This window comes from Kribbella sp. CCNWLW201, assembly GCF_037203805.1.
Taxonomy (GTDB): Bacteria; Actinomycetota; Actinomycetes; order Propionibacteriales; family Kribbellaceae; genus Kribbella.
This window is the reverse complement of the sequence record NZ_JBBCBQ010000004.1, coordinates 556824-581949: the sequence shown is the minus strand read 5'-3', so window position 1 is coordinate 581949 and position 25126 is coordinate 556824. Positions and strand designations below refer to the sequence as shown.

The 25126-nt window shown below is 68.1% G+C and carries 31 protein-coding genes; 18 read left to right on the top strand and 13 right to left on the bottom strand.

Annotated features, from left to right (window positions below):
- Positions 1–220: 220 nt before the first annotated feature.
- Entirely contained in the window at positions 221–1144 is a 924-nt protein-coding gene (locus V9K99_RS21520; protein ID WP_337336403.1) for an alpha/beta fold hydrolase, read from the bottom strand.
- 80 nt (positions 1145–1224) lie between these two features.
- On the opposite strand from V9K99_RS21520, the gene ligD reads away from it, so the two are divergent.
- The 5 genes from ligD (at position 1225) to V9K99_RS21495 (ending at position 3955) form a co-directional block, all read left to right on the top strand.
- Positions 1225–2151 carry a non-homologous end-joining DNA ligase gene (ligD, locus tag V9K99_RS21515; protein ID WP_337007052.1) on the top strand — a complete coding sequence of 309 codons (927 nt, stop codon included), beginning with the start codon at positions 1225–1227 and terminating at the stop codon, positions 2149–2151.
- Positions 2152–2181: 30 nt separating this feature from the next.
- On the top strand, positions 2182–2388 hold the full coding sequence (locus tag V9K99_RS21510; protein ID WP_337007054.1) for a hypothetical protein: 207 nt from the start codon (positions 2182–2184) through the stop codon (positions 2386–2388).
- A gap of 148 nt (positions 2389–2536) precedes the next feature.
- Complete coding sequence (locus V9K99_RS21505) at positions 2537–3166, top strand: TetR/AcrR family transcriptional regulator (protein ID WP_337007056.1); 630 nt, start codon at positions 2537–2539, stop codon at positions 3164–3166.
- A gap of 136 nt (positions 3167–3302) precedes the next feature.
- Positions 3303–3530 (top strand): DUF3107 domain-containing protein, encoded by a 228-nt coding sequence (locus tag V9K99_RS21500; protein WP_337007058.1) that lies wholly within the window; start codon positions 3303–3305, stop codon positions 3528–3530.
- Between the two features lie 146 nt (positions 3531–3676).
- Positions 3677–3955 (top strand): GlsB/YeaQ/YmgE family stress response membrane protein, encoded by a 279-nt coding sequence (locus tag V9K99_RS21495; protein WP_337007059.1) that lies wholly within the window; start codon positions 3677–3679, stop codon positions 3953–3955.
- A 71-nt stretch (positions 3956–4026) separates the two neighbouring features.
- On the opposite strand, the gene V9K99_RS21490 is transcribed toward V9K99_RS21495, so the two are convergent.
- Positions 4027–4707, bottom strand: a complete 681-nt coding sequence (locus tag V9K99_RS21490; protein WP_337007061.1) for a ferritin-like fold-containing protein — start codon at positions 4705–4707, stop codon at positions 4027–4029.
- A gap of 381 nt (positions 4708–5088) precedes the next feature.
- On the opposite strand from V9K99_RS21490, the gene V9K99_RS21485 reads away from it, so the two are divergent.
- Both V9K99_RS21485 and V9K99_RS21480 read left to right on the top strand, forming a co-directional pair.
- Positions 5089–6906: a DEAD/DEAH box helicase gene (locus tag V9K99_RS21485; protein ID WP_337007063.1), complete on the top strand. Its 1818-nt coding sequence runs from the start codon at positions 5089–5091 to the stop codon at positions 6904–6906.
- A gap of 101 nt (positions 6907–7007) precedes the next feature.
- Complete coding sequence (locus tag V9K99_RS21480; protein ID WP_337007064.1) at positions 7008–7937, top strand: DUF4349 domain-containing protein; 930 nt, start codon at positions 7008–7010, stop codon at positions 7935–7937.
- Position 7938: 1 nt separating this feature from the next.
- On the opposite strand, the gene V9K99_RS21475 is transcribed toward V9K99_RS21480, so the two are convergent.
- A complete protein-coding gene (locus V9K99_RS21475) occupies positions 7939–8688 on the bottom strand; it encodes a ParA family protein (RefSeq protein ID WP_337007066.1) in 750 nt (249 codons plus the stop codon).
- Between the two features lie 85 nt (positions 8689–8773).
- Here V9K99_RS21475 and V9K99_RS21470 point away from each other — a divergent pair, with 85 nt between their 5' ends.
- Together V9K99_RS21470 and V9K99_RS21465 are read left to right on the top strand one after the other, a co-directional pair.
- Positions 8774–10321: an MFS transporter gene (locus V9K99_RS21470; protein WP_337007068.1), complete on the top strand. Its 1548-nt coding sequence runs from the start codon at positions 8774–8776 to the stop codon at positions 10319–10321.
- A 19-nt stretch (positions 10322–10340) separates the two neighbouring features.
- Entirely contained in the window at positions 10341–11198 is an 858-nt protein-coding gene (locus V9K99_RS21465) for an alpha/beta fold hydrolase (RefSeq protein WP_337007070.1), read from the top strand.
- A gap of 1 nt (position 11199) precedes the next feature.
- Here V9K99_RS21465 and V9K99_RS21460 read toward each other — a convergent pair whose 3' ends face one another.
- Together V9K99_RS21460 and V9K99_RS21455 are read right to left on the bottom strand one after the other, a co-directional pair.
- A complete protein-coding gene (locus V9K99_RS21460) occupies positions 11200–12270 on the bottom strand; it encodes a hypothetical protein (protein ID WP_337007072.1) in 1071 nt (356 codons plus the stop codon).
- A complete protein-coding gene (locus tag V9K99_RS21455) occupies positions 12267–12776 on the bottom strand; it encodes an RNA polymerase sigma factor (protein WP_337007074.1) in 510 nt (169 codons plus the stop codon). Before V9K99_RS21455 ends, V9K99_RS21460 begins: the two co-directional genes overlap by 4 nt.
- Before the next feature lie 377 nt (positions 12777–13153).
- Between V9K99_RS21455 and V9K99_RS21450 the strand changes: the two genes are divergently transcribed.
- The 6 genes from V9K99_RS21450 (at position 13154) to V9K99_RS21425 (ending at position 16083) form a co-directional block, all read left to right on the top strand.
- Entirely contained in the window at positions 13154–13789 is a 636-nt protein-coding gene (locus V9K99_RS21450) for a hypothetical protein (protein WP_337007076.1), read from the top strand.
- Positions 13786–14091, top strand: a complete 306-nt coding sequence (locus V9K99_RS21445; RefSeq protein ID WP_337007078.1) for a hypothetical protein — start codon at positions 13786–13788, stop codon at positions 14089–14091. Before V9K99_RS21450 ends, V9K99_RS21445 begins: the two co-directional genes overlap by 4 nt.
- Positions 14092–14232: 141 nt before the next feature.
- Entirely contained in the window at positions 14233–14412 is a 180-nt protein-coding gene (locus V9K99_RS21440) for a hypothetical protein (protein WP_337007080.1), read from the top strand.
- Positions 14413–14755: 343 nt separating this feature from the next.
- Positions 14756–15562, top strand: coding sequence for a hypothetical protein (locus V9K99_RS21435; protein ID WP_337007082.1), 807 nt, complete (start codon positions 14756–14758; stop codon positions 15560–15562).
- A gap of 54 nt (positions 15563–15616) precedes the next feature.
- Positions 15617–15769: a hypothetical protein gene (locus tag V9K99_RS21430; RefSeq protein WP_337007084.1), complete on the top strand. Its 153-nt coding sequence runs from the start codon at positions 15617–15619 to the stop codon at positions 15767–15769.
- Positions 15769–16083, top strand: a complete 315-nt coding sequence (locus tag V9K99_RS21425; RefSeq protein WP_337007086.1) for a hypothetical protein — start codon at positions 15769–15771, stop codon at positions 16081–16083. The genes V9K99_RS21430 and V9K99_RS21425 overlap by 1 nt, the downstream gene beginning before the upstream one ends.
- On the opposite strand, the gene V9K99_RS21420 is transcribed toward V9K99_RS21425, so the two are convergent.
- From V9K99_RS21420 to V9K99_RS21390, 7 genes are all read right to left on the bottom strand, one after another.
- On the bottom strand, positions 16080–17033 hold the full coding sequence (locus V9K99_RS21420) for an ABC transporter ATP-binding protein (protein WP_337007088.1): 954 nt from the start codon (positions 17031–17033) through the stop codon (positions 16080–16082). The genes V9K99_RS21425 and V9K99_RS21420 overlap by 4 nt on opposite strands.
- A gap of 4 nt (positions 17034–17037) precedes the next feature.
- Complete coding sequence (locus tag V9K99_RS21415) at positions 17038–17853, bottom strand: ABC transporter permease (protein ID WP_337007090.1); 816 nt, start codon at positions 17851–17853, stop codon at positions 17038–17040.
- Positions 17846–18643, bottom strand: coding sequence for an ABC transporter permease (locus V9K99_RS21410; RefSeq protein WP_337007092.1), 798 nt, complete (start codon positions 18641–18643; stop codon positions 17846–17848). The genes V9K99_RS21415 and V9K99_RS21410 overlap by 8 nt, the downstream gene beginning before the upstream one ends.
- A 230-nt stretch (positions 18644–18873) precedes the next feature.
- Positions 18874–19713: an alpha/beta hydrolase gene (locus V9K99_RS21405; protein ID WP_337007094.1), complete on the bottom strand. Its 840-nt coding sequence runs from the start codon at positions 19711–19713 to the stop codon at positions 18874–18876.
- Positions 19714–19789: 76 nt separating this feature from the next.
- A complete protein-coding gene (locus V9K99_RS21400) occupies positions 19790–20680 on the bottom strand; it encodes a RecB family exonuclease (protein WP_337007095.1) in 891 nt (296 codons plus the stop codon).
- The gene (locus V9K99_RS21395; RefSeq protein ID WP_337007097.1) at positions 20680–21297 is read right to left on the bottom strand and encodes a MarC family protein; all 618 of its coding nucleotides are present in this window, start codon (positions 21295–21297) and stop codon (positions 20680–20682) included. Before V9K99_RS21395 ends, V9K99_RS21400 begins: the two co-directional genes overlap by 1 nt.
- Complete coding sequence (locus V9K99_RS21390; protein ID WP_337007099.1) at positions 21294–22175, bottom strand: PHP domain-containing protein; 882 nt, start codon at positions 22173–22175, stop codon at positions 21294–21296. Before V9K99_RS21390 ends, V9K99_RS21395 begins: the two co-directional genes overlap by 4 nt.
- Positions 22176–22280: 105 nt before the next feature.
- Between V9K99_RS21390 and V9K99_RS21385 the strand changes: the two genes are divergently transcribed.
- Positions 22281–22685, top strand: coding sequence for an NUDIX hydrolase (locus V9K99_RS21385; protein WP_337007101.1), 405 nt, complete (start codon positions 22281–22283; stop codon positions 22683–22685).
- Positions 22664–23428, top strand: a complete 765-nt coding sequence (locus tag V9K99_RS21380; protein ID WP_337007103.1) for a GNAT family N-acetyltransferase — start codon at positions 22664–22666, stop codon at positions 23426–23428. Before V9K99_RS21385 ends, V9K99_RS21380 begins: the two co-directional genes overlap by 22 nt.
- On the opposite strand, the gene V9K99_RS21375 is transcribed toward V9K99_RS21380, so the two are convergent.
- Complete coding sequence (locus tag V9K99_RS21375) at positions 23410–23985, bottom strand: histidine phosphatase family protein (RefSeq protein WP_337007105.1); 576 nt, start codon at positions 23983–23985, stop codon at positions 23410–23412. The genes V9K99_RS21380 and V9K99_RS21375 overlap by 19 nt on opposite strands.
- Before the next feature lie 105 nt (positions 23986–24090).
- Here V9K99_RS21375 and V9K99_RS21370 point away from each other — a divergent pair, with 105 nt between their 5' ends.
- Positions 24091–25122 carry a LacI family DNA-binding transcriptional regulator gene (locus V9K99_RS21370; protein WP_337007107.1) on the top strand — a complete coding sequence of 344 codons (1032 nt, stop codon included), beginning with the start codon at positions 24091–24093 and terminating at the stop codon, positions 25120–25122.
- Positions 25123–25126 lie beyond the last annotated feature (4 nt).

Below are 25126 nucleotides of genomic sequence, written 5' to 3'. Positions count from 1 at the left end.
TGATGATGGCGGAAGTACTGGTGCGGCGTTCGCAGTCAACGTCCCCACAGCCAATAGTGCGACCATCCCCAGCGACAGGCTTCTGATGAGTCTGCCCGTTACCCGCACAGTGGTCCTCTCGTTCGACGAACACGGTGTTCGTCCGACTCCATGAGCGAGAGGAAAGTTGATCCGATCAGCCGCTCAACCGCGTCTCAGTCCGACCACAGCTGTGACTCGATCAACCGATCAACTGACGGAACGCACGCTCCACGAGTTCGGGGTGTTCCATCTGGGCGACGTGACCCGACTGCGGCAGGTAGAGCAACCGCGCGTCCCGGAAACTGCGGTGGGCCTTGGTCCGGATCCGGGCGTCGACGAGGCGATCCTTCCCGCCGTACACGAGCAGCACCGGGCACTCCACCCTGGCCGCGTCCGCCCACAGTGACCGGCGCGGCGGCGCCAGCGAAGACCACAGCAGGCTGCGGGCACCCTCCACCGTCGCCTGCATCCCCCAGGGGTCCGTGTCGCGCCGGCGCAGCTCCGCCTCGTACGCCGCCCGCACCTCGGGCGGCAGCGATCGCGGGTCACCGAATATCAGTGCCAGTGACGCCTGGAACCGCCGTTCGAACGGCAGCCGCCGGGTGCGCTCCAGCACCACCTGACCCAGCCGCGGCGTGGCCACCGCGGCGAACCACAGCGCACTCGCGGAGGCCCGCGGATGCGGCAGCGCCGGAGAGATCAGAGTGAGTGACGCGACCAGGTCGGGCCGACGCGCGGCCAGTGCCACCGACGAGGCGCCACCCATCGAGTTGCCGAACAGATGCACCGGCCGATCGAACTCACGCTCCACCAGTTCGATCAGTACGTCGGCCTGCTCGGTGATCCCCGCGGCACCAGACAGCGGCGTACGTCCGAACCCGGGCAGATCCGGCGCGACACCGCGGACCGTGTCGTTGAGCAACAGCCCCAGGGCGGTCCAGTTCAGCGACGACCCGCCGAGGCCGTGCACGAACAGGGCAGGCGGAAGGTCCGCTGCCGTACCCGGGGCGTCCCTGACCAGCAGATCCACCCCCGCGACCGGCACCCGCCGCGCCGGCCATTCCTGCGCCCCCATCGGCGCGTCGCCACTGGTTACCGCCGCGTAACTATCCACGAAACCCATGGTAGGACGACCACAACCCGCGCAGACAACCCCTGAACTGCCGGCACGTTAGGACGGCTCACGGGTGGAGACTGGGAGGCATGGCAGCCGCGCCGCAGCAACTGACCACCGAGGTTGACGGGCAGACGATGAAGCTCACCAACCTCGGGAAGGTGTTGTACCCGCAGACAGGTTTCACCAAGGCGGAGGTGATCGACTACTACCACCAGGTCGCCACCCTGCTGCTGCCACACCTGTCCGACCGGCCACTGACACGTAAGCGGTGGCCTGACGGCACAGAGGCGCCGTACTTCTTCGAGAAGAACGCTCCGCGCGGTACGCCAGCCTGGGTGCGGACCGTGACGCTGCCTACTCCCGGGAGCTCGACCGGGCGGGACGAGGCCGACTTCGTGGTGGCCGACGACATCCAGACAGTGGTGTGGCTGGCCAACCTGGCCGCACTCGAGCTGCACGTCCCGCAGTGGCGGATCGGTCTGTCGGACCACGGCAAGGACCCGCAGGCCGACCTGATCGTGTTCGACCTCGATCCAGGGCCGGGAGCCACCATCGTGGAGTGCTGCGACGTGGCACTCGCACTGCGGGAGCTGCTGAGCCACTTCGGGCTGGAGGGCTGGCCGAAGACGTCAGGCAACAAAGGCATGCACCTGTACGTGCCGATCGAGCCAGCGTCATCGCGGAAGACCAGTGCGTTCGCCAAGCAGCTCGCTGAGCAGTTGGCCGAGGCTCTGCCGGAGAACGTGACCGCCAACATGACCAAGGCGCTCCGCCCTGGCAAGGTGTTCATCGACTGGAGCCAGAACGCGAGTGCCAAGACCACCCTGGCGCCGTACTCGCTGCGCGGCGCCGAGGAGCCGCGGGTGTCCACCCCGATCGACTGGGACGAGGTGGCATCGGCGACCACACCGGAGGAGCTCCGGTTCCTCCCGTACGAAGTGCTGGCCCGGATCGAGGAGTACGGCGACGTCCTGGAAGGCATGTACGACGACCCGAAACCACTACCGTCGTAACCGTCGGTGATCGAGAGGAGAGTCAGTCGCATGACCAATGAGCCCGATTACGAGGGTCCCGGCGTCGACAGCGTCCCGGACGACGCCCCCGAGGCCGACGTACTGGACCAACGCCAGAGCTCGACCGTGGTGGACGACCGCACCGAGGACTCCGGCGTACCGATCGAGGCCGATCCGGCCGACGTGGACGAGCAGCGCCGCGAGGTCGGCGACGCGGACGAGGACGACTACCGCTGAAGCAGTACGCCGGGACGGCGGGCAGTACCACGATGGAACGCCGATCGGCGGGGAAGCTACTGGCCGGGAGGACTGCTGGGTAGGATTCGGGGAACGACCCGGCGGTCGAGCCCGAGCCGCCAGTGCCGCACCACCGAAGGAGCCGACCGTGTCGACGACACCTGAGACCGCGCCCAAGCGCGGCAGCCGCCTGCCGCGGCTGGCCCGCCGCGCGCAACTCCTCGAGGCGGCCCAGGAGGTCTTCGTCGCGAACGGCTACCACGCCGCCGCGATGGACGACATCGCCGACCGCGCCGGCGTTTCGAAGCCGGTCCTCTACCAGCACTTCCCCGGCAAGCTGGAGCTGTACCTGGCGCTGCTGGACACCTCCTGCGACGCGATCATCGCCTCGGTCCGGGACGCGCTGAAGTCGACCGACGACAACAAGCAGCGGGTCGCGGCCACGATGCACGCGTTCTACGACTACGTGGCCAACGCCCAGGGCGCGTTCCGGCTGGTGTTCGAGTCGGACCTGACCAACGAGCCGGCCGTGCGGGAGCGGGTCGACCGGGTCACCCACGCGTGTGCCGAGGCAGTGTCCGAGGTGATCAGCGCCGACGCCGGGCTGAGCCGTGAGCAGTCGATGGTGCTGGCCGTCAGTCTGGTCGGAATGGCTCAGGTCAGCGCCCGCTACTGGCTGGCCGCCGACAACCCGTCGCTGCCGCAGCAGAACGCGGCCGACCTGGTCGCCTCGCTGGCCTGGCGTGGCATCGGCGGCTTCCCCCGCACCGACACCTGACCCGGTCCGACGGTATGGCGTATGTCGTACCAAAGGTTCTGCTCTGGGCGGACGGGTGAGAGCTGGGAGTCGGCAACGGATAGGCTCGAACCGTCACCGGCGAGAGCCGCCGGTCGGAACGTGCCCGGAGGGTTTCGTGGAGGTCAAGATCGGCGTGCAGCACGCCAATCGTGAATTGGTGCTGGAGAGCGAGCAGAGCCCGGACGAGGTGCAACAGGCGGTGGCCGACGCACTGAGTGGCAGCTCCGGCCTGTTGCAGCTGACCGACGACAAGGGCCGCCGGGTGATCGTGCCCGCCGACCGGCTCGCGTACGTCGAGATCGGTGAGGTGTCGATCCGCAAGGTCGGGTTCGGCGCGATCTGATCGCGGTCCGGACACAGTCGCGCGTGTCCCGGTTGCGGAGTGCCACCCAGCGGGCACGATGACAGTAGGACCTGCGTTGACGGTGGTCTGGTTTGATCACGGGCACCGGACAGGGGCGCAGGTCAGTCATCCCTCAAGGAGGAACCGTGTTCTGGGTCTGGATGATCATCGTCAGCCTCATCGCAGGCATCATCTTCGGGCCGCTGGCCCGGTTGGTGCTCCCCGGCAAGCAGAACATCAGCCTCGGCTGGACCATCCTGGGCGGCGGCATCGGCGCCTTCCTGGGTGGTCTGATCGCCTACTTCCTCGGCGTCAAGGACACCAGCGGACCGGACTGGATCCAGTACCTGATCCAGATCATCTGCGCCGCGGTCGTCATCGCGATCATCTCCGCCCGCAACAGCAGCCCGAGAGCCGCTGCCTGACAAACACCGCCAACGGCCGCCACCCCACCCGGGGCAGGCGGCCGTTGTCGTCGTGTGGGTACGGCGGAGGGCTAGGCCTGGAGGCCCAGGGCGGTCATGCGGGCGGTGTGGGCTTCGGTGAGGCGGGTGAACATGCGGCCGATCGCGGCCAGGTCGAGGCCCGGTCGGTCGACGCTGCCGGCCAGCAGGGCAGCGAGGGAGTCGCGGTCGGCGGCGATCCGCTGCGCCTGGCTCAGCGCCTCGCCGACCAGGCGGCGTCCCCACAACGCCAGCCGGCCGCCCAGCTTCGGGTCCTCCTCGATCGCGGCCCGGACCCGGTCGACCACGAACTCGGCCTGACCGGAGTCGGCGAACACCTCGAGCACCAGGGCCCGGGTCTCCGCGTCCACGAACGACGCGATCTCGCGGTAGAAGTCGTTCGCCAGACCGTCCCCGACGTACGCCTTGACCAGTCCTTCCAGCCAGTCCGACGGCGCGGTGTGGTCGTGGAACGCGGTCAGCGGGGTGACGAACGGCGTCATCGCCTCCATCGGGTCCACGCCGAGCGCGACCAGCCGGTCCCGCAGTTGCTGGAAGTGCTGGAACTCGGTCGTCGCCAGCGCGGCCAGCTCCGCCTTGTCGTTCAGGGTCGGCGCCAGTTTGGCGTCCTCGGCCATCCGCTCGAACGCGGTCAGCTCGCCGTACGCGAGAACTCCCAGCAGATCCACCGCCGCGGCCCGGTAGGCGGGATCATCAAAGGCCGTCTGCTCCATGCCCGGCACCCTATCGGGACCCGAGCGCGAGTGGCGCAAACCACACTCCCCTCTCCGCGCCGTCTCTCCGAGCCTGCCGGCGACCGGGCGAGGGAGTGGCGCAAAGCACACGAAGCGGCGTTGACAGGTGGAGCGGTTACACTGGTGGGCGATTCGCCGGTGACGCGCCCAGATGGGCAAGCTGGTGCGAGGTGCTTGCACAGTGTCCCCGCGCCTCACGATGGAGCTGGAATGCTCTTGGCGCCCGGCCACTACGCAACTGTCCGCACAAGCATGTGAGAGGCGATCAGCCTGACCACCTTCCGAGAGCTCGGGGTATTGCCCGAGATCTGTGACGCGCTCGATCGCGTCAACATCGTAGAGCCGTTTCCGATCCAGGAAATGACGCTCCCGGTCGCCCTGATGGGCACCGACCTGATCGGCCAGGCCCGGACCGGGACCGGTAAGACGCTCGGCTTCGGTATCCCGCTGCTGCAGCGCACCATCTCCCCCGGCGAGGCCGACTACGAAGAGCTCGCCGCGCCCGGCAAGCCGCAGGCGCTGGTCGTCACTCCGACCCGCGAGCTGACCATCCAGGTCGCCAAGGACCTGACCACCGCGTCCACCGTCCGCACCGTCCGCGTTCTGACCGTGTACGGCGGGGTGGCGTACGAGCCGCAGCTGGACGCGCTGAAGACGGGCGTCGACGTCGTCGTCGGTACGCCGGGACGCCTGCTGGACCTGGCGAACCGGGGTGTGCTCGACCTGAGCCACATCAAGGTGCTGGTGCTGGACGAGGCCGACGAGATGCTCGACCTCGGCTTCCTGCCCGACGTGGAACGCATTCTGCGCAAGACGCCCGAACTGCGTCAGACGATGTTGTTCTCGGCAACGATGCCGTCGGCCGTGATCGCGCTGGCCCGCACCCATATGCGGCACCCGCTGAACATCCGGGCGGAGTCGCACGAGGACACCCAGATGGTGCCGACGACGGCACAGTTCGTCTACCGGGCCCACGATCTGGACAAGCCCGAGGTGGTGGCCCGGATCCTGCAGGCCGACGACCGCGGCCGGGTGATGATCTTCTGCAAGACCAAGCGGGAGGCCTCCCGGCTGACCGACGATCTGCAGGACCGCGGCTTCAAGGCCGCCGCGATCCACGGCGACCTGAACCAGCAGGCCCGGGAGCGGGCCCTGATGCGGTTCCGCGGTGACAAGATCGACGTACTGATCTGCACCGATGTCGCCGCCCGCGGGATCGACGTCGAGGGCGTCACGCACGTCATCAACAACACCTGCCCCGAGGACGAGAAGGCCTACATCCACCGGATCGGCCGGACCGGGCGGGCGGGTGCGAGCGGGATCGCGGTGACCTTCGTCGACTGGGCCGACGTGACCCGGTGGAAGACGATCAACAAGGCGCTCGACCTGCCGTACGACGAGCCGCAGGAGATCTACTCGACGTCGCCGGAGCTGTACCACGACCTGGGCATCCCGACCGAGGCGAAGGGCCGGATCAAACCGGCCCGGGAGTCGCGGGACGAGAAGCCCGCCCGGGACAAGCGCCGTACCGAGGACCGTTCCGAGCGCTCCGACCGTCCCGAGCGTTCCGAGGGTGGCGAGCGGCCGGCGCGGAAGCGGAACCGGGTTCGCAAGCGCACCCGCAGCGGCCAGACCGTCGACGGGGTGGCGACCGAGCAGAAGTCCGAGTCGGACGTGACCGCGAAGACGCAGGTCCCGCCGACGGCCGAGTCGTCGACCGAGGCGGCCGAGCGCACGCCGCGCAAGCGCACCCGGACCCGGAAGACCGTCGAATCCGCCGCGGTTGAGGCCGAGCCCGCTGCGGTTGAGGCCGAGCCCACGGTTGCCGAGCCGGCCGAGAAGCCGGTCAAGCGGACGCGGACCCGGAAGACGGCGTCAGCGCCGGCTGCCGAAACCGATGATGCCGGTACGGCGGAGCCCGCCAAGCGCACGCGGACCCGCAAGACAGCCGAAGCTGCGGATGCTGATACCTCGGAGCCGGTGAAGCGCACGCGGACCCGGAAGTCGGCCGAAGCACCGGCCGCCGAGGGGGCTGAGGCTGAAACGGCCGAGCCTGTGAAGCGCCCGCGCACCCGGACCCGCAAGACCGCGGAACCGAAGGCTGCCGAGGCGAAGCCTGCTGAGGCGCCACAGCCCGGGACCAGCCCGACGGTTCCGTTGTTCACTGCCCCGGAGTGACCTGCTCGTCGCCCGACCGTGGCTGAAAGGTGATCTGAGCCTGCAACACCCTGCCCCTCGGCTGCCGTCCTAGCGGTAACCACGAGAGAGGGGCATGGGTGATGAGGCGGATCAAGGCTGCCGTGGTCGGGGTAGCGATTCTGGGGACGGTGCTGCTGACAGGCTGCGGTGCCAGTGGCGACGAAAGCAGCACCAGCGAGTCCGGAGCGGCCGCACCAGCCAACAGGCAGGACGGAGACGCCGGTCAGGCATCCGACGGCAAGGCCGGCGGGAGTGCGCCGCAGGGGCAGGACAAGCCGGCAGCTGAGCCGTCGCTGACCCGGGCGATCATCAAGACCGGCTCGCTGACGATCGAGGCCGACGATGTGGACGCCCAACGGCAGAAGGCGATCACGGTGATCACCGGCCTCAAGGGACAGGTCGCGTCCGAGGACACCGGCAGCGACGAGGACGGCAAGATCAGCCGGGCGAACCTGGTCCTGAAGGTGCCGACGGCGTCGTACGAGACCGCGATCCAGCGGCTGTCCGAGCTCGGCAAGCGGATGCAGATCCACCAGGAGTCCAGCGACGTCACCGAGCAGGTGGTCGACGTGGAGAGCCGGATCGCCTCGCAGCGCGCCAGCCTCGAGCGCATGCGCACCCTGCTCGCCAAGGCGAACACGATCGGCGAGATCGTCTCGGTGGAGACCGAGCTGACCCGGCGTGAGGCCGACCTGGAATCGCTGCTGGCCAAGCAGAAGAACCTCGCCCTGCAGACCGAACTCGCCACCCTCGCGCTGACGCTAACCGCGAAGGGCGAGCCGGTGGTGACCGAGGACCCGGACCGCGGGTTCCTGGCCGGTCTGAAGGGCGGCTGGGACGCGTTCACCGCCACGTTCTCCGCGCTGGCGACCGCGCTCGGCGCGATCCTGCCGTTCGTGGTGCTGCTCGCGCTGATCGGCGTACCGCTGTGGAGGTTCCGGAACCGTCTGCGCCGTCAGCCGGCCCTCGCTCCGGCACCGGCGACCCAGGCTCCGGACAGCGGGCAGTAGGTCAGAGCAACGCGCCGGCCAACGCCCGGTAGGCCTTTGCACCGGGCGAGGCCGGCGACGTGCTCAGCACGGTCTCGCCGATCGCCGGCGCCTCCGCGAACCGGATCGATTTCGGGATCGACGGCGACAGCACGTCCAGCGAGTACGTGTCGGCGATCGTCTCCAGCACCGCCCGGGCATGCGTCGTCCGCCCGTCGTACAGGGTCGGCAGCACGCCGAGCACGTTCAGACCCGGGTTCGTCAGCCGCTGGACGTCGTGGATCGTGTCAAGTAGTTGCCCTACGCCACGATGTGCCAACGTCTCGCACTGCAGCGGAATCAGTACGTCGGTCGCCGCGGACAGCCCGTTCACCGTCAGCAGTCCGAGCGTCGGCGGGCAGTCGACGATGATCCAGTCGTACGACGACCGCAGCGGACGCAACGCGGTTCGCAGTACCTGCTCCGGACCGGTCTCGCGGGCCAGCTTCACCTCGGCGGTCGCCAGCTCGATCGTGGCCGGCAGCAGATCCGGCCCGTCCTCGAATTCGACCAGCACGTCGCGGGCCTTCACGCCGCCGAGCAGGACGTGGTGGATCGACTTGACGAGGTCCTCGGGATCGATCCCGACCGAGAACGTCAGGCAGGACTGCGGGTCCAGATCCACCAGCAACACCCGTTGACCGCGCTCGGCCAGGGCAGCGCCGAGCGTCGCGACAGTGGTCGTCTTGGCCACGCCGCCTTTCTGGTTGGCAACCGCCATGGTGCGAGGCACCCGGCCATTGTGCCGCACCCCGGAACGCCGGGCCGCACCCCGGGGGGTTGACCTCAATAGTCCTTTAACTTTCACCATGGTCGGCATGACCGGAACGACAGTGTGCCCCGATCCGCCGACCCCCGACTGCGACGACGACACGCCTGCCGGCCTGCCCGCTATCGCCGATTCTGTCCCGCTCCGCGCCGGGCGGCGGGAATGGCTCGGGCTTGCGGTTCTCGCCCTGCCGACCATCCTGATCGGCCTGGACGGGACCGTGCTGCACCTCGCGGCGCCGGTGCTCAGCGCCGACCTCGCACCCAGCTCGTCGCAGCTGCTCTGGATCATCGACGTGTACGGCTTCGTGGTGGCCGGTCTGCTCATCACCATGGGCACGATCGGCGACCGGATCGGCCGCCGCCGGCTGCTGATGATCGGTGCCGCCGGGTTCCTGGCCGCCTCGATCCTGGCCGCCTTCGCCAGCAGTCCCGAGCTGCTGATCGCCGCCCGCGCGCTGCTCGGCCTGGCCGGCGCGACCCTGATGCCGTCGACCTTGTCCCTGCTCAGCAACATGTTCCGCGATCCCCGTCAGCGGCAGTTGGCGATCGCGATCTGGATGACGAACTTCATGATCGGCGGTATGGCCGGGCCGCTCGTCGGCGGCGTACTGCTCGACCGTTTCTGGTGGGGTTCGGTGTTCCTGATCGGCGTACCGCCGCTGATCGTGCTGCTGGTGGCCGCGCCGTTCCTGCTGCCGGAGTTCCGGAATGTGCGCGCCGGACGGATCGAGCTGGTCAGCGTGGTGCTCTCCACCGGGGCGATCCTCGCGGTCGTGTATGCGATCAAGGAGACCGCGAAGGATGGGTTCCGCCTGAGCAGCCTGGGCATCGCCCTGGTTGGGGTGTTCCTTGGCTGGGTGTTCGCGCGGCGGCAGTTGGGGCTCGCGGAGCCGCTGATCGATCTGCGACTGTTCCGAGGGGCCGCGTTCAGCGCGTCGTTCGGGGCGCAGATGTTCGGGTTGTACGTGCTCGCCGCGATGCAGTTCCTGACGGTGCAGTACTTCCAGTTGGTGCTCGGCATGTCGCCGCTCGAGGCGGGGCTGTGGATGCTGCCGATGATGGTCACCGGGATCGTCGGAACCCTCGGCGCACCGTGGGTCGTCCGGCACCTGCGACCCGGTACGGCGATGACACTCGGCTTCGCGACCGCCGTACCAGGATTGGCCCTGATGACCCTTGCAGGCCGCTGGCCGGTAGTGATCGGGTTGGCGGTCGCCAGCCTGGGCATCCAGCTGGTGCTGGCACTCACGTACGACGTAGTGGTCAGCAGTGCACCGCCAGAGCGGGCAGGGGTGGCGTCTGGCATGGGTGAGACCGGCTCTGAGCTCGGAATCGCTCTGGGGATCGCCATCGCGGGCAGCCTGGTCACTGCCGTGTACCGCGCCGCTATCCCGGTCGGTGCACCGGAGTCCGCCCGCGACACGCTGAGTGGTGCGGTTGCGGCTGCTGAGCACCTGCCCGGGCCGGCAGCGCGGGAGCTGCTGGAGCTGGCCCGTGACGCCTACTCCAACGGCGTACAGCTGGCGGTTGTCATGAGTCTGGCCGTAGTGATTCTGCTCGGCGTGGCCACGGCCACACTGGTTCGGAAGGTCTGAGCAGATACCCTCTTTACTTGTGAGTACGCCGCGTTCGCTGACGTTGCCCGATGGGGTTCGCCCTGCCACGCTCGAGACCGACCGTGGGTCGTTCGCCACCCTGATGGCCGTGCCGGACATCGGTACGCCGCTCGGCACGGTGCTGCTCGTGCCGGGGTGGACCGGCAGCAAGGAGGACTTCACTCCGCTGGTGGACCACCTGTGCCGCTACGGCTGGCGGACGGTCGCGGTGGACCAGCGGGGTCAGTACGAGACCCCTGGCCCTGCCGACCCGTCGGCGTACTCGCTGGCCGAGCTCGGAGCCGACGTGGTCGCGATGAGCAAGGCACTCGGCGGCTACAGCCAGCTGGTCGGGCACTCGTTCGGCGGTCTGGTCGCCCGCGAGGCAGTGCTGACCGATCCGTCGGTGTTCTCGACGATCAGCCTGATGTGCTCCGGTCCGGCGGCGTTCTCCGACGAGGTGACCCTGCAGGGCCTGCAGATGCTGGCTTACGGGCTGGACAACCTGCCGATCGAGCAGGTCTACGACCTGAAGCTGCAGCACGAGAGCCAGGGCCCGGCGTACGTCGCACCGCCCGAGGAGATCGCGGCCTTCCTCCGCAAGCGCTTCACCGGCAACGTCCCGGTCAGCCTGGCCGAGATCACCCGGCGGCTGATGGACGCCGAAGACAAGACCGATCAGCTGGCGAAGTCCGGCGTACGGGCGCAGGTCCTGTACGGCGAGGGCGACGACGGCTGGCCGATCCCGATCCAACGTGAGATGGCTTCAGTGCTCGGCGTGGAGCCTCAGGTGATCCCCGAGGCGTTCCACTCCCCCGCCATCGAGCAGCCGGCCGCGACCGCCCGCCTCCTGGTCAAGTTCTTCCACGACCGCTGAATCACTCCGCCGGCTTGACCGCCGGGGCGACCTCCAGCACGTCCAGGCCGACAGGGGTGAGGGCTGCCTTCACCTGCTCGGTGTAGGCCACCATCTGGACGATGGCGCGACCACCGTCCAGCCCCGAACCGCTCGAGCTCGTGATGGCGAGCTCCTTGCGGCTCATCAGGTCCCCCACCTGATTGCTGATGCGCTCGTTGTCGGAGCGGCTCAGCAAGACCGGAGTCACGCAAAGGTTGCCCTGGTAAACCTTTTCGAAGGCAGCCCGGAAAGCGTCCAGATCACCGTGGGCGACGCCGATCATGACGACCACCGGAGCGCCCCGGGACGAGCCGTTCGGGTAGTGCATCACCGGGCCGAAGATCTGGTCGGCGTGCGCGGCCAGGAAGTTGATCACCGCGGTCGAGTTCACGTTGCTCGGCTTCGACACCCAGCCCCCGGCCGGGGCCGCACACGGCAGCGGCGGAAGCGGTTTGCTGTTCGTCGGTACGGCGTACGGCTTCTGCTCCTGGACGTCGATGGATCGATCGCCCCAGATCCCGATCAGCTCGGCCTGACCGGATTGAACACCTTTGGTCGTCTTCAGGCCGCTGATCCGGCCGAGGTCGACGCCCTTGAGCGTGACCGCGAAGCTGTCCGGGCAGCTGGGTGCCGGCTCCTGGCCGGGCGGGTAGCCGATGGCCGTCTTGAACAGCGGCGGGCAGAACACCGGCGCCTTTCCCGGTACGACGATGACGTCGCCGTTCACCCGGACCTTGTCACCCGGGCGGATCAGCAGATCGTCGTTCGACGGCTGGGTCTGCCCGGTCCTGGCTTCCGGCTCTTTGCTTTGGGCAACCGACTGCGGCGGGACCGCGCTGGGGGCCGGGTTGTTGTTGTCCGGCAGCACGGTGAGCGCGGCGGCGGCGATCGCGGCGACGCTGGCGGCGGCCAGCGCGGGGACCCAGCCGCGCGGACGGCGGCGACCGGCGAGCATGCGTTCCAGGTCGGGCTCAGGGGCAGACGGCTGGTCGGCGCGCCACCTCGCGCCGGCCCGCGTCAGCAGGTCGTCGACCTCGTCGGTCGGGTTCATTCACTGACCTCCAGCAGGGTGCGCAGGCGGGCCCGCGCATCGGACAGGGTGGACTTGACGGTGCCTTCGGAGCAGCCCATCACCGCGGCCGTGTCAGCGATCGACAGGTCGGCGAAGTAGTAACAGTCCACTGCGAGGCGTTGCCGTGCCGACAGACTGGCGAGCGCGTGGTCCACGTCCATCCGGGCGTCCAGATCCGGCCGCCGTGACACCGGGCCGTCGTGGTCGTCCAGCTCCCCGACCGGCCGCAGCCGCCGAGCCGCCTTCCGCGCCTGGTCCGCGGTGATCGCCAGCAACCACGCCGAGGCCGTCCCCCGGGTCGCGTCGTACTGACTCCGCTTGGACCACGCCCGCGCGAGCGCCTCCTGGACGATGTCGTCCCGGTCCGCACCCACGGCAAGCCGCGCCGCCAGCCGGGCCATCGCCGGCAGATGCGGCCGCACCCACTCCGCGAACCCGGACCCGTCCGAAGGCGGCCCCACCACCACCGCCGGCTCTTCCGTCATCGTCGGCATACCCTGTCTACCCCCGAATCCCACTTCCGGTTGGGTCCCTACCCGATTTCCAACGACCCCACCCACCCCAAGTCACACCCCACCCCCCGTTCGTAACCTCCCCGAGTTATCCACAGATCCCCAAATCCCACCCCACAGCCCCCTCCCCGCTCACTACGGTCAAAGAACCAACGACCTGGGGAGACCACATGCCACCCGCTCCGGACCGCCCACCCGAGCCCACCACCCTCCACCGGGCCTTCGAACAAACCGGCCCTCTCGACTGGAGCAACAACCCACCCTCCACAGCCGACATCACCCGGCGTTATGGAGATGACGTGACCCGGAGGAGCCTCCGGCTTCTCGAACAAGTCCTGACCGTCGAGCCAATGGTGACCGCACAGTTTCTGGAGTGCCTGCCACCGACCGCATCCGCCTACCAATTGACAAAGCGGGTGAAGTCACCGGAATCACTCGCCCGCAAGCTCCAGGACTGGGAGGACGCCGAGAAGCACTTCCACGTAGACGACCTGCTGCGCTACACCGTGTTGACCGAGACGCCGGACGATCTGGTGGCTGCGGCCCGTCATACGGTGGACGAACTCGGCAGTCACGGGTGGCGAGTGGCGTATGCAATGCAGTCGTATACCGAGGGCTCGCGGTACAAGGGCCTGCACGCGTACGTGGTCCCGCCCGGCCTCGCTCGGGCCGAACTGCAGTTCCACTCCGTGGCCTCGGCAAAGGTGAAGGAGTTGACAACCCCCTGGTACGAGATCGAACGCAGCGCCACCGCAGCCCCGGACGAGCGCGAGGCCGCAAGGCTGCGCTGCATCGATCTGTCTGCAACACTGCGGCCGCCCAAGGGGATTGGCGAGCTACAGAGCCTTGGCGGCATGCGAGTAGCGGTCAAGAACTACAGTGACTCCAGAGATCCGGCGCGCCAGCGTGAAGGTCTTCCTCCCAGCAGTACACAGCGAGCAGCACACCTGACGGTGCTTGACAAGAACGACGGGATCGCGCGATGAAACTCTATCTGGTGAAGGAAGAAGAGCGACGTGTCTGGGTTGCCGCACTGGCGCACGAAACCATGTACGCGTATGTCGCCAACACCGGCAAGTTCCACGACAACAATGCCCTGCGCAACGACTACTACATGGAGCGGCACTTCACCTACGACGCGATCGGACCAGCCGAAGCTCGTCGGTTGATCGACGAGGGGGTTGGTCGGATCGACGAGAGCTCCGGAGCGCTCGAACGGTGGCGGGCTGACCCCAGTCCCCTCGATCCTGCCGACGTCCTGTCCATCGCAGCTGGCTACAACCGCTGAGACGGGTATGACCAGGCTGTTTCTCGTCGGCCAGGGCGGACGGCGGGTGTGGGTGGCGGCGGTGGTGGATGAGGAGTTTGGACGTATGTCGGGAACACGGGGAAGTTCCATCGGAATGATGGTGTTCGGGATGACTACTTCATGGAGAACGAGGCTGAGTACGGCGACATCGGGATCGCTGAGGCCAAGCGGCTGATCGCGGATGGTGTCGGAGTGGTCGATGAGACGAGGCTCGCGGACTCGCTCGAGTGCTGGCGGCGCGACGAGGACGCCATGGATCCGGAAGTCGTCTTCGCCTCGATGGTCGCGGATCTCGCGTAATCGCAAGAGCCATCTGGGCCCTGGACTCCCCTTGCATCGCTCTGGCTCCGCCAGGCATCTGGCGTCCGGTGCGCACAGCCACTTTGTGCACGGTTCGACCATCAAATCGCCTGATAGGTGATCATCTGGTGCACAAAGTCGGGGCCCGCCACCCAATCCGCTGTCTGGGTACCGAGGGCCGCGTGTGAGTGCTTCGTCGTCGACAAATGTTGCTCTGGGCCCGTGGCCGCAAACAGCGTGCGCAGAGGTACGACGCGCGAGTTATCCACAGATTCGGGGAAGGGGCCCACGGCTGGGTTGCCGGTGACTACGGTCGAAGGACCAAACGACCTGGGGAGTTCAGATGGCACCCGCTCCGGAGCGGCCGCTCGAGCCGGCTGTGTTGCATCGGGCCTTTGAGGTCGAGAGGCCGCTCGACTGGGGTGGCGGCGAGGCCGTCTCCGCGGCTGAGATCGCGCGGGTTCACGGGGTCGATGCGACGTGGCGGGCGCTGTGGCTGCTTGAGCGAGCGGTGGTCGCCGAGCAGGTGTTGACGGCGGACTTTCTGGCGTCGCTGCCGCCGGGTGCGGCGCCGTACAAGCTCGAGAAGCGGGTGAAGTCGCCGGAGTCGCTGGCGCGGAAGATCCGGGAGTGGAAGGAGGCCGAGCGGCGCTTTCCGGTCGATGATCTGTTGCGGTACACCGTGCTGACGGAGACGCCGGACGGTTTGGTTGCGGCGGCCCGGCGCACAGTGGATGCGCTCAACGATTGCGACTGGCGCGTGACCTCCGCGATGCATTCGTATACGGAAGGTTCGCCGTACAAGGGCCTCCACGCTTGCCTGACGCCGCACGGGTTTGCTCGCGTCGAGGTGCAGTTCCACTCGGCTGAGTCCGCGAAGGTCAAGGAATTGACCACACCGTGGTCCCAGATCGAGCGCAGCGCCACGGCCACCTCGGAGGAACGTGCAGCCGCACGGCAGCGGCGCGTCGACCTGTCGGCGACGCTTCAGACGCCCAACGACATCAACAAACTGACCAGGCTCGGCGGGCGACGGGTCGTGGTCGTCAACCACACAGAGTCGCCGGTGAGGCAGCAGCACGGCCTCCTGTGTAGCGCAAGGCAGGCATTCTCAACGGTGTTCGACAGGAAGGACGGGATCGCGCGATGAGGCTCTACCTGGTGAAGGAGGACGAGCGGTTGGTGTGGGTTGCGGCGTTGGCGCATGAGCGGATGTACGGCACGGCGGCTGATCAATGGAGGCATCGGCCAGCTGGATGAGGTGGAGGAAGCCGAGATCCTCGCGATGTGGCAAGCCGACCCCAAACCGCTCGACCCAGCGGACGTCCTGTCCATTGCTGCCGGGTACAACCGCTGATGACGCGGTTGTACTTGGTGAAGGATGGGGAGCGGGAGCTGTGGGTGGCGGCGTTGGTGGATGAGGATGTTTGGACGTACGTCGGGAACACGGGGAAGTTTCACCGCAACGAAGGTGCTCGGCACGACTTCTTCTTCTTGAACGAGTTGGAGTACGTCGACATCGGGATCGCTGAGGCGCAGCGGTTGATTCGTTCGGGCGTTGGCACGGTGAACGAGCGGAGGATCCCTGACTCTGTCCGCAGATGGCGTGCGGACACCAAGGCGATGGATGCCGAGGTCGTGTTTGCCTCGATGGTGGCCGATCTCGGCTAGGAGGGGGTGGGGGTGTAGAGCTGGGTTATTACGGATTCGATGGTGGGTTCGGCGATGGTTAGGTCGACCAGGGGGTAGTTGGCGGCTATGTGGGACAGGAGGGGGGCGGCTTTGGTGGTGGTGGGGAAGGTTAGGTGTTGGCGGGGGCCGTCGACCTTCACGACGGTAGCTCCGGTTACCTCTATGGGTGGGAGGGAGGTGGCCAGGTCCACGACCAGGGTGCGGGGGGCGGATTGGCTGGCGCGGAGGCCGGCGAGGGTGCCGTCGAAGATCTGGTGGCCGTGGTCGATGACCATGACGCGGGTGCAGAGGGCTTCGATGTCGTCGAGGTCGTGGGTGGTGAGGATGACGGTGGTACGGCGTTCGGAGTTGACTTGGGCCAGGAACTCGCGCAGCCGCGCCTTGCTGATCACGTCCAGGCCGATCGTCGGCTCGTCCAGGTAGACGATCTCGGGATCGTGCAGCAACGCGGCCGCGATGTCGCCGCGCATGCGTTGGCCCAAGGACAGCTGGCGGACCGGTACGTCGAGCAGGTCGCCGAGATCCAGCAGCTCCACGAAGGTTGCCAGGTTCTCCCGGTGCCTCGCGATCGGGACGTCGTACATCTTCTGCAGTACGGCGAACGAGTCCTTCAACGGGAGGTCCCACCACAGCGTCGTCCGTTGGCCGAAGACCACGCCGATCCGCTTGGCCAGCTTGAGCCGGTGCCGCGACGGGTCCACGCCCGCCACCCGGATCGAGCCACCGCTCGGGACCAGGATGCCGGTGAGCATCTTGATCGTGGTCGACTTGCCGGCGCCGTTCGGGCCGATGTAGCCCATCACCTCACCTGGCTCCACGGTGAACGACATGTCGTCCACCGCGCGCACGAGTCGGCGGGTACGGCGGAACCCGGTCCGCGACGTCACGGTGAACGCACGGGACACGTTGGACAACTCGATGACTGGCACGGGTTCAGCTCCCTGTACTGCGGTAATGACGGAGACCGCCCCGCCAGGCCAGTGATGCCAGCGCGATCATCCCGGCGGCGACCACCGGGGACAGCAGGCCGATCCAGGACGGCAACCCCAACGGGGCCGGTTTGCCCAGCACGAACAGCACCGGGTAGTAGTTGACGAAGGCAAGCGGTACGACGAAGGTGACGGCCCGGACGATGTCCTTGCCGAAGACGCTCAGCGGGTACTGCGTCAGCGTCTGACCGCCGTAGGTGAACGCGCTGGCCAGCTCGGCGGAGTCGATCGAGACGAACTGGAACGCCGCGCCGAGCACGAAGATCGCGGCGAAGATGATCGACCCGGTGATCATCGACAGGCCCAGCATGATGCCCTTGGCAACGGTCCAGTCGACCTGGAGGTTGCTGAGGGCGAACCCCAGTACGACACCGGCCTGCAGCGGCCGCCCGATCCGGCGCAGCGCGAACCCGTCCCCGGCGGTCTGGATGAAGGCGGGTATCGGTCTGATCAGATACACATCGAGCGACCCGTCGCGGATCCGCTGCCCGACCCGCTCGATCGAGCCGGTGATCAGGTCGGCCAGCCCCAGCGTCATCGAGGCCGTTGCGTAGAGCAACGCCATCTCCCCGAGCGTGAACCCGCCGAACGCGTTGATGTGGCTGAACATCAGCACGATCGCGGCGAAGTCCGTCGCGGTGATCATCATCCCGGTGAACAGCATCAGCGCGAACGACAGCGGGTAGGCCAGGGACGACCGGATCCACATCAGGACCAGCATCCAGTACTGCGCCGGAGCCCGGCGGAGCCGCTCAACCACCTTGGATCACCACCTTCCGGGTCGCGAAGGACGTGACCAGCTGGCAGATGAGCAGCAGCACCAGGATCCAGCCGAGCTGGAACACCAGCGCGGCCCCCATCCCGCCGGGATTGCGGCCGAGCCAGATGTCGATCGGCACCTGCAGGGTCGCGGCCCACGGCGTCGCCCGGGCGAACTCGCCGATCCAGCCGGGGAACACCACCAGCGGCAGGATCGTGCCGGAGAAGAACAGCGACAGCATCAGCGCGAGCGCCTCCATGCCGCGCGAGTCCATGATCCAGAAGCCGGACAGGGCGACCAGATACCGGATGCCGAAGCTCACCAGGATGCCGAGCATCAGCCCGGCCGCCACCCCGCACCAGGTGAGCACACCGGAAGGGAACTTGAGGTCGAACACCAGCGATCCGACCAGCAACGGCGCCCCGCCCCGGACGATCAGCTGAAACATCGCCCGCCCGAAGTCGACCGACAGCCACCACAGCAGCAGGTGCGTCGGCCGGTACAGGTCGACTGCGATCTCGCCGCTGCGGACCCGCTCGCCGAGCTCCACTGTGGTGGTGGCGCCGAAGATCCCGATCGGCATCAGCAAACCCTGTTGCAACCACACGAACGTCAGCGCGTCAGGTACGTCGTACCCGCCGAGACCCGGCCGCTCGTGCCACAGCGTCAGGTAGACGCCGCACAGGATGAACCCGAACACGGTGTTGGTGAACGCGCCGGACGCGGTGGCGATCCGGTACGTCGAGAACCGGCGGAACGACCGTACGCCGATCGCCCAGTAGACGCCCACGGCACCTCCTCTCATCGCTCGAGGTGGTGTCCGATCGGTCCAGCGGCACGCAGAACTGCCCCGGATCTGGAAAGACCCGGGGGTTCGGACACCACTGTGACAGGCATGGATCACCCATGCCGTTGTCAAGGAAAGGATCGGACAGTACGACGCTCAGCGGCCGGCCGTCAACTGGATTACCCGACCGGGCCGGGCGTGGGACCCCTCAGACCCACGCCCGGGCCGGTGGATCAGGGGAGGTCGGCCTCCAGGAGGCGGGCCAGCAGGGTGGCGAACGGGGCTGGGTGGCTGGCGTAGCCGGTGTGGCCGCCGGGGAAGGTGACCACGGGCCAGCCGAGGTGCTCGGCGATGATCTGGTTCGGGCGGCCGGGGAGGTATTCCGCGGAGACCAGTCCGGCGGCTGGGACGATCTTGTCGGCGACCGCCTTCAGTGCGTCCAGATCCGGCTGGTAGCGGGTGTACGGCAGCAGTTTGTGCGCGTAGAAGTTCCCCGCGTTGGCACGCATCCGCTCGAAGAGTTCCACGAACTCCGGCAGCAGATCCTCCGGCGGCGGCAGCTCGTCCTCGTCCATCCCGGTGCCGATGCCGAACAGCAGGTCCGCGGCCTCGATGCCGTCGCGGTGATACGTGTCGTACACGTCCTGGAAGAACGCCCGGGCGTCGACCGCGTCCGGCAGTATCTCCACGCAGGGCGGCTCGTGCGCGACCAGCATGCGGACCCGGTCCGGGTGCCGGGTGATCAGTTCGAGCCCGGTGATCGCGCCCGAACTGCTGCCCATCACGTACGCCGGTTCGACACCGGCGACCGCGTCGATCACCGCCAGCGCGTCCTCGGCCGACTGTGTCACGCTCTCGTCCGCGGGCTTGCCGTCGTACCGGCTTCTCGAATTGCCGCGCGGGTCGTACGCCACCACCGTGTAGTCCGCCGAGAGCTGGCCGACGATCCCGCCGAAGATCCCCGCGTCCGTCCCGCCGCCCGCGATCAGCAGCAGCACCGGCCCGGACCCCGACACCTCGTAGTGCAGCGTCGCACCCGGCACGGTCAGCTTGTTCACAGTCTTCGCGCCCATCAGGCAACCCCTCTCTCCGTTGCCCCCAGCCTCCAACCCTCCGCTGGCATCCCACGCACACGGCGCTGGTACGGGGTCAAACAGCTTCAGCGGCGGGGATGGGTGAGCCGTCGTCCAGGCCGGACCAGGGGTCTCGGGGTGGGGCTACTCGGCGGCCTTGGGGGCAGATTCGGGCGAAGTCGCACCAGCCGCAGAGGGCGGACGGCTCCGGAGGGAACGCCTCGTCGGCTTCGGCTGGGGTCAGGCCTTCGTGCCAGCGGGCCTCGGCGGCGGCCGCGTCGTCCGCGATCGACTCGGCCCGGCGCTGGTGACGGGCCAGTGAGGCGTCGTCGTGGTCCGCGGCCGCGACCGTGTTGGTCGGTAGGTGGTGCAGCTCGACGCGGGTGGACGGCTTGTGCAGGACCCGCCGGGCACCCAGCACGTACAGCGCCATCGCCAGCGACGACCGTGCATCCGTCGAGGTCAGCGGGCGTCGCCCGGTCTTGTAGTCGACGATCACCAGCTCGGTCCCGCCGCTCTCGTCGCGGGCCGGCCGCTCGTCGATCCGGTCGACCCGGCCGCGCAGAGAGGCCCGTTCGGTGGTGAAGGCGACGGTGCGCTCCACGCCGCGCGGCTCGTAGTACGGATCGGAGTCCCGCAGATAGCCCAGGACCATGGAGGTCGACCGCTCCCGCCAGTCCAGCGACTGGACCTCGTCCCGGAAGCCCTCGCTCCGCCAGCTCGACCGCATCTTGGCGACCACCTCGTCCGGAGTACGGCGGGAAGCCGGCCAGCGACCGAAGAAGTCGGCGAGCACCTCGTGGACGACGGCGCCGACCGTGTTGTGCGCCCAGGGCGGACCCTTCGGCGGCCGCGGTGTCTCGAGGTAGGTGTAGCGGTACCTCCGCTTGCAGTCGGTGAAGGTGAGCAGCTTGGTCGGTGTCGCGACGAACAACCGCGTCGGCATCCCGGGCAGCATGTCGTTCATCAGCCCGCCTTGATGAAGTCGGTCACCGCATCCGCGACGAGTTGTACGGCGATCGCGCTCAGCAGCAGACCGGCGATCCGGGTGACCAGGAGTACGCCGTTCTCCCCCAGGATCCGCATGATCACGCCGGAGAACCGCAGCGTCAGCCACATCACCAGGTGGATCAGGATGATGCCGGCCGAGATCGCCACCACGTCCGGCAGCGAACCCTCGGCGCGCTGCACGAACACCATCGTGGCGACGATCGCACCCGGTCCGGCGAGCAACGGCGTACCGAGGGGGACGAAGGCGATGTTCACGTTCTTGGTCTGCACGGGATCCTCGGCGGTGTCGGTCAGCAACTGCAGCGCGATCAGCAGGAGCAGCAGACCCCCCGCGGCCTGCAGGGCCGGCAGCGTGATGCCGAGGTTGTGCAGGATCTGCTGGCCGAACGCCGCGAACACGACGATGACGCCGAACGCGACCAGCACCGCCTGCCAGGCGGCCTTCTTCCGGACCGCGCGGGACTGGCCCGCGGTGAGCGAGATGAAGACCGGCACCGTGCCGGGCGGGTCCATGATCACGAACAGTGTGACGACGACCTCGCTGAGCAACCCCAGGTTGATGACACTGTTCACGGCAGGTAGGCCTCGGGCACCGTCGCGTCGGCGGCCGCCGCGTTGGACTTGGCGACCTCGAGCAACCGCTCGAACTGCTCCGGCTCGGTCGAGTTCACGCCCAGGTCGTGGTCGATCTTGCCGTCGCCGTGGTGGTCGCTGGAGCCGGTGAAGATGATGCCGAGATCCTGGGCGATCCCGCGCAGCGCCGTCCGCGACTCCGGCGAGTGGTCCTGGTGGTCGACCTCGATACCGGCCAGGCCGTGGTCGTCGACCAGCCGGGCGATGGTGTCGGGGGTCATCACCCGGTGACTGGACCGGCCCCACGGGTGGGCGATGATCGGTACGCCGCCGGCCTCGCGGACCAGGTCGATCGCGCGGCCCGGGTCGATCGCGTAGTGCGACACGTGCCCCGGCTTGCCGTCGGCGAGGAACCGGTCGAAGGCCTCGCTCCGGTTGGCGACCGTCCCGTTAGCGACCAGCGCGTCGGCCACGTGTGGCCGCCCGACCGACGGCGTACCGGTCGCCTGGGCGAGCACCTCGTCGACGGTCAGCGCCACGCCGAGGCCGTTCAGCCGGGCGACGATCGACGGGATCCGGTCGGTCCGGCCGTCGCGGACGATCCGAAGCTCCTCGGCCAGCGCCGGGTACGACGGATCGAGCAGGTACCCGAGCAGGTGCACGCTGATGCCGTTGAGCTTGCAGGAGATCTCGATCCCGGGGACGAATCCGATGCCGAGGTCCTCCGCGGCGCGCCGGCCGTCTGCCCACCCGTCGGCCGTGTCGTGATCGGTGAGCGCGATCACGTCCAGGCCGTCCCGCTTGGCCAGCGCCATCAGGACGTCCACCGGGTCGGTGCCGTCCGAGCGGTTCGAATGGGTGTGCAGGTCGATACGCACGAGCGGGGCCGGATCCCTTCCATGGACACTGTCACCGCTGATGCTATCCGCGCCCACCCCCACAACCGCCCAGTTGTCCCCAGACAGGCCTTATCGTGTGGTGGCATGGATGCGCACCGCGTCGACTGCGTCGGGGCTCTCGTGTACGACGACCGGCACCGGCTGCTTCTGGTCCGCCGGGCCAACGAGCCCAGTCGCGGCCTGTGGTCGCTGCCGGGCGGCCGGGTCGAGCCGGGTGAAGACGATTCGACCGCGGTGGCCCGTGAGGTCGCCGAGGAGACCGGGCTCACCGTCGCGGTCGGCCGGCTGGTCGGCGAGGTCGAACGCGATGGCCCGAATGGTCAGCTCTATGTCATCCGTGACTACGAGGCGTCGAAAACCGGCGGCACGCTGACCCCTGGTGACGATGCGAGCGACGCGAAGTTCGTCAGCCGGGACGAGTTCGAGAACCTCCCCACCGCCACGCTGCTCGCCTCCACCCTCGCGCAGTGGAACGCGCTCCCGGGCTAGAAATGCGCGCGATCGAGGAGAACGCCGCTGAACTGCTGATGGCGATGGGTGCCGCCGGCGGTGGGGTGCAGCGCGATGACGAGATCGCGCGCTGGACGATCGGCGGCTCGCCCATCGACTACCACAACGCGGTCGTCGCGGGTGACGAGAGCGTCATCGCCGAGTCGATCGAGTTGATGAAGCAGTACGACGTACCAGGAACTTGGCACGTAGGACCGTCGATGCGCCCGGCGGACATCGGCAAGCGATTGCTCGCTGCCGGTTTCACGGACGGTGGCAGCGAGCCGGGGATGGCGGTCAAGCTGTCCGAACTCCGCAGGCCCGCAGACGTGCCCGGACTCGAGATCACCCGGATAGAAAACAGGAACGACCTCGATACCTGGGAGGCGACGCTGGGGCGCGGCTTCGGCGAGGGCGAGAAGGAAGCGCGATGGGTCGCGGAGGTCTATCGCCGCCTCGGCCTCGACGACCCCTGGCGCCACTACCTCGGCTTCCTCGACGGCGAACCAGTCGCGACCACCACCGTCTTCCTCGCAGCCGGCGTGGCCGGGGTGTATTTCGTGATGACCGTCCCCGAGGTCCGTCGCCGGGGCATCGGTGCAGCGATCACCTACACCGCGCTACGACAGGCCCGCGACGTCGAGTACGCCGTACTCGGATCGTCAGAAGCCGGACGGTCCGTGTACGCCGGTCTCGGGTTCGAGCAGCTCTGCACCATCGACCTCTATGAGTTCCACCGGTGAACTGCGGGTGAGCCGCGTTCCCAGCCGAGGATCGAGACGGTGGCGGTGTTGAGGACGAAATGACGGCCTTCGGTGACGTCGAGCTCCAGCCAGCGAGCGGTCAGCCCGCGCAGCGCGTGTGAGTGCCCGAAGACGAGGACGTCACCGGGTACGGCGGCGATGCGAGCGTTGACGCGGTCGAGCCGGGCCGCGACCTGGGCGGCGGTTTCGCCGTTGGGTACCGGATGGCCCCAGACCGTCCAGCCCGGCACGGTCTTGCGGATCTCCGCGGTGGTGATGCCTTCGTAGTCCCCGTAATCCCACTCGACCAGGTCCTCGTCCACCTCGGCATCACCGAAGCCCGCGAGTTCCGCCGTACGACGGGCTCGTTGCCGCGGTGAGGTGAGCACCAGATCGAAGGTCTCACCGGCCAGTCGCGACTTCAGCGACTTGGCCACGCGTTCACCTTCCGCGGTCAGCGGGAGGTCGGTGGTCGACGTGTGCCGGCCCGACTTGCTCCACTCGGTTTCCCCGTGCCGGATCAGGAACAGCTGGTCCTGTCGCTCGTCTGTAGTCACGATTCATCGTCCCAGATGCGTCTCGAGGTCTTGACCAACCCACCCCGGACAGGGCAGGGTCGAAAACTGTAAGCGCTTCCACTCCAACCTCCCAGGAGCGAGAACGTGGCATCCGGACCTACCGGCCGGCCGGCGACGATCTACGATGTCGCGGCCCGGGCGAAGCTGTCGATCGCGACGGTTTCGCGTGTCCTGCAAGGGACCGGGCCGGTGTCGGAGAAGGCCAGGACCCGGGTCGACCAGGCGGCACGCGAGCTCAACTACGTACCGCTGCGCGCCGCCCGAAGCCTGGCGGTACAACGGCATGAGGCGCACGGGCTCGTCCTGCCCGACCTGGCCGGCCCGTTCTACGGCGACCTGCTGATGGGGTACGAGCGCTGGGCCGGCGAACACGGCCAGAGCGTCATCATCACCGTCACCCACGGCAACCCCGACCCGCGCCGCACGGTCCGCGACCTGGCCGGCCGAGTCGACGGGATAGTTGTCCACGGCAACGCCTTGGACCTGCCCACGATCCAGGGCCTGCGCAAGGCCGACGTACCGATCGTGCTGATCGCGCGGCCTCCGGTCACCGGCTGCGACTCGGTCCGCAGCGAGAGCGCGGCCAGCGCCGAGCAGCTCACCACCCGGCTGCTCGACCACGGCCGGACCAACTTGCTCTTCGTGGGTGATCCAGCCAGCGGGTACGACGTCTCCGAGCGGTACGCCGGATTCGCCAAGGCGCTCGAGGCACGCGGACTACGGGTACCGAAACCCGAGCAGGTCCCGCTGACCGAGGCGGCCGGCACCGCGGTGGCCACGAAGTTGCTGACGGCAAAGAAACGGCCGGACGGACTGGTCTGTGCGAACGACGAAATCGCACTGGCCGCGTTGCAGACCCTGCTCGCCGCGGATGTCGCCGTACCGGAGGACATCGTGGTGACCGGGTGGGATGACGTGATGGCGGCAAGGTACGTGTCGCCGGGGTTGACGACGGTGCGGCAGCCGATGACCGAGCTGGGCTGGCTGGCCGCACAACGACTGCACGAGCGGGTCACCGGAGAACGGACCCGCGCGCGAAACGACGTACTGGCAACACAACTCGTGCTGCGGGACAGCTGCGGCACGGGACCGGGGGATGCAGCAGTAACCGAGTGAGGAG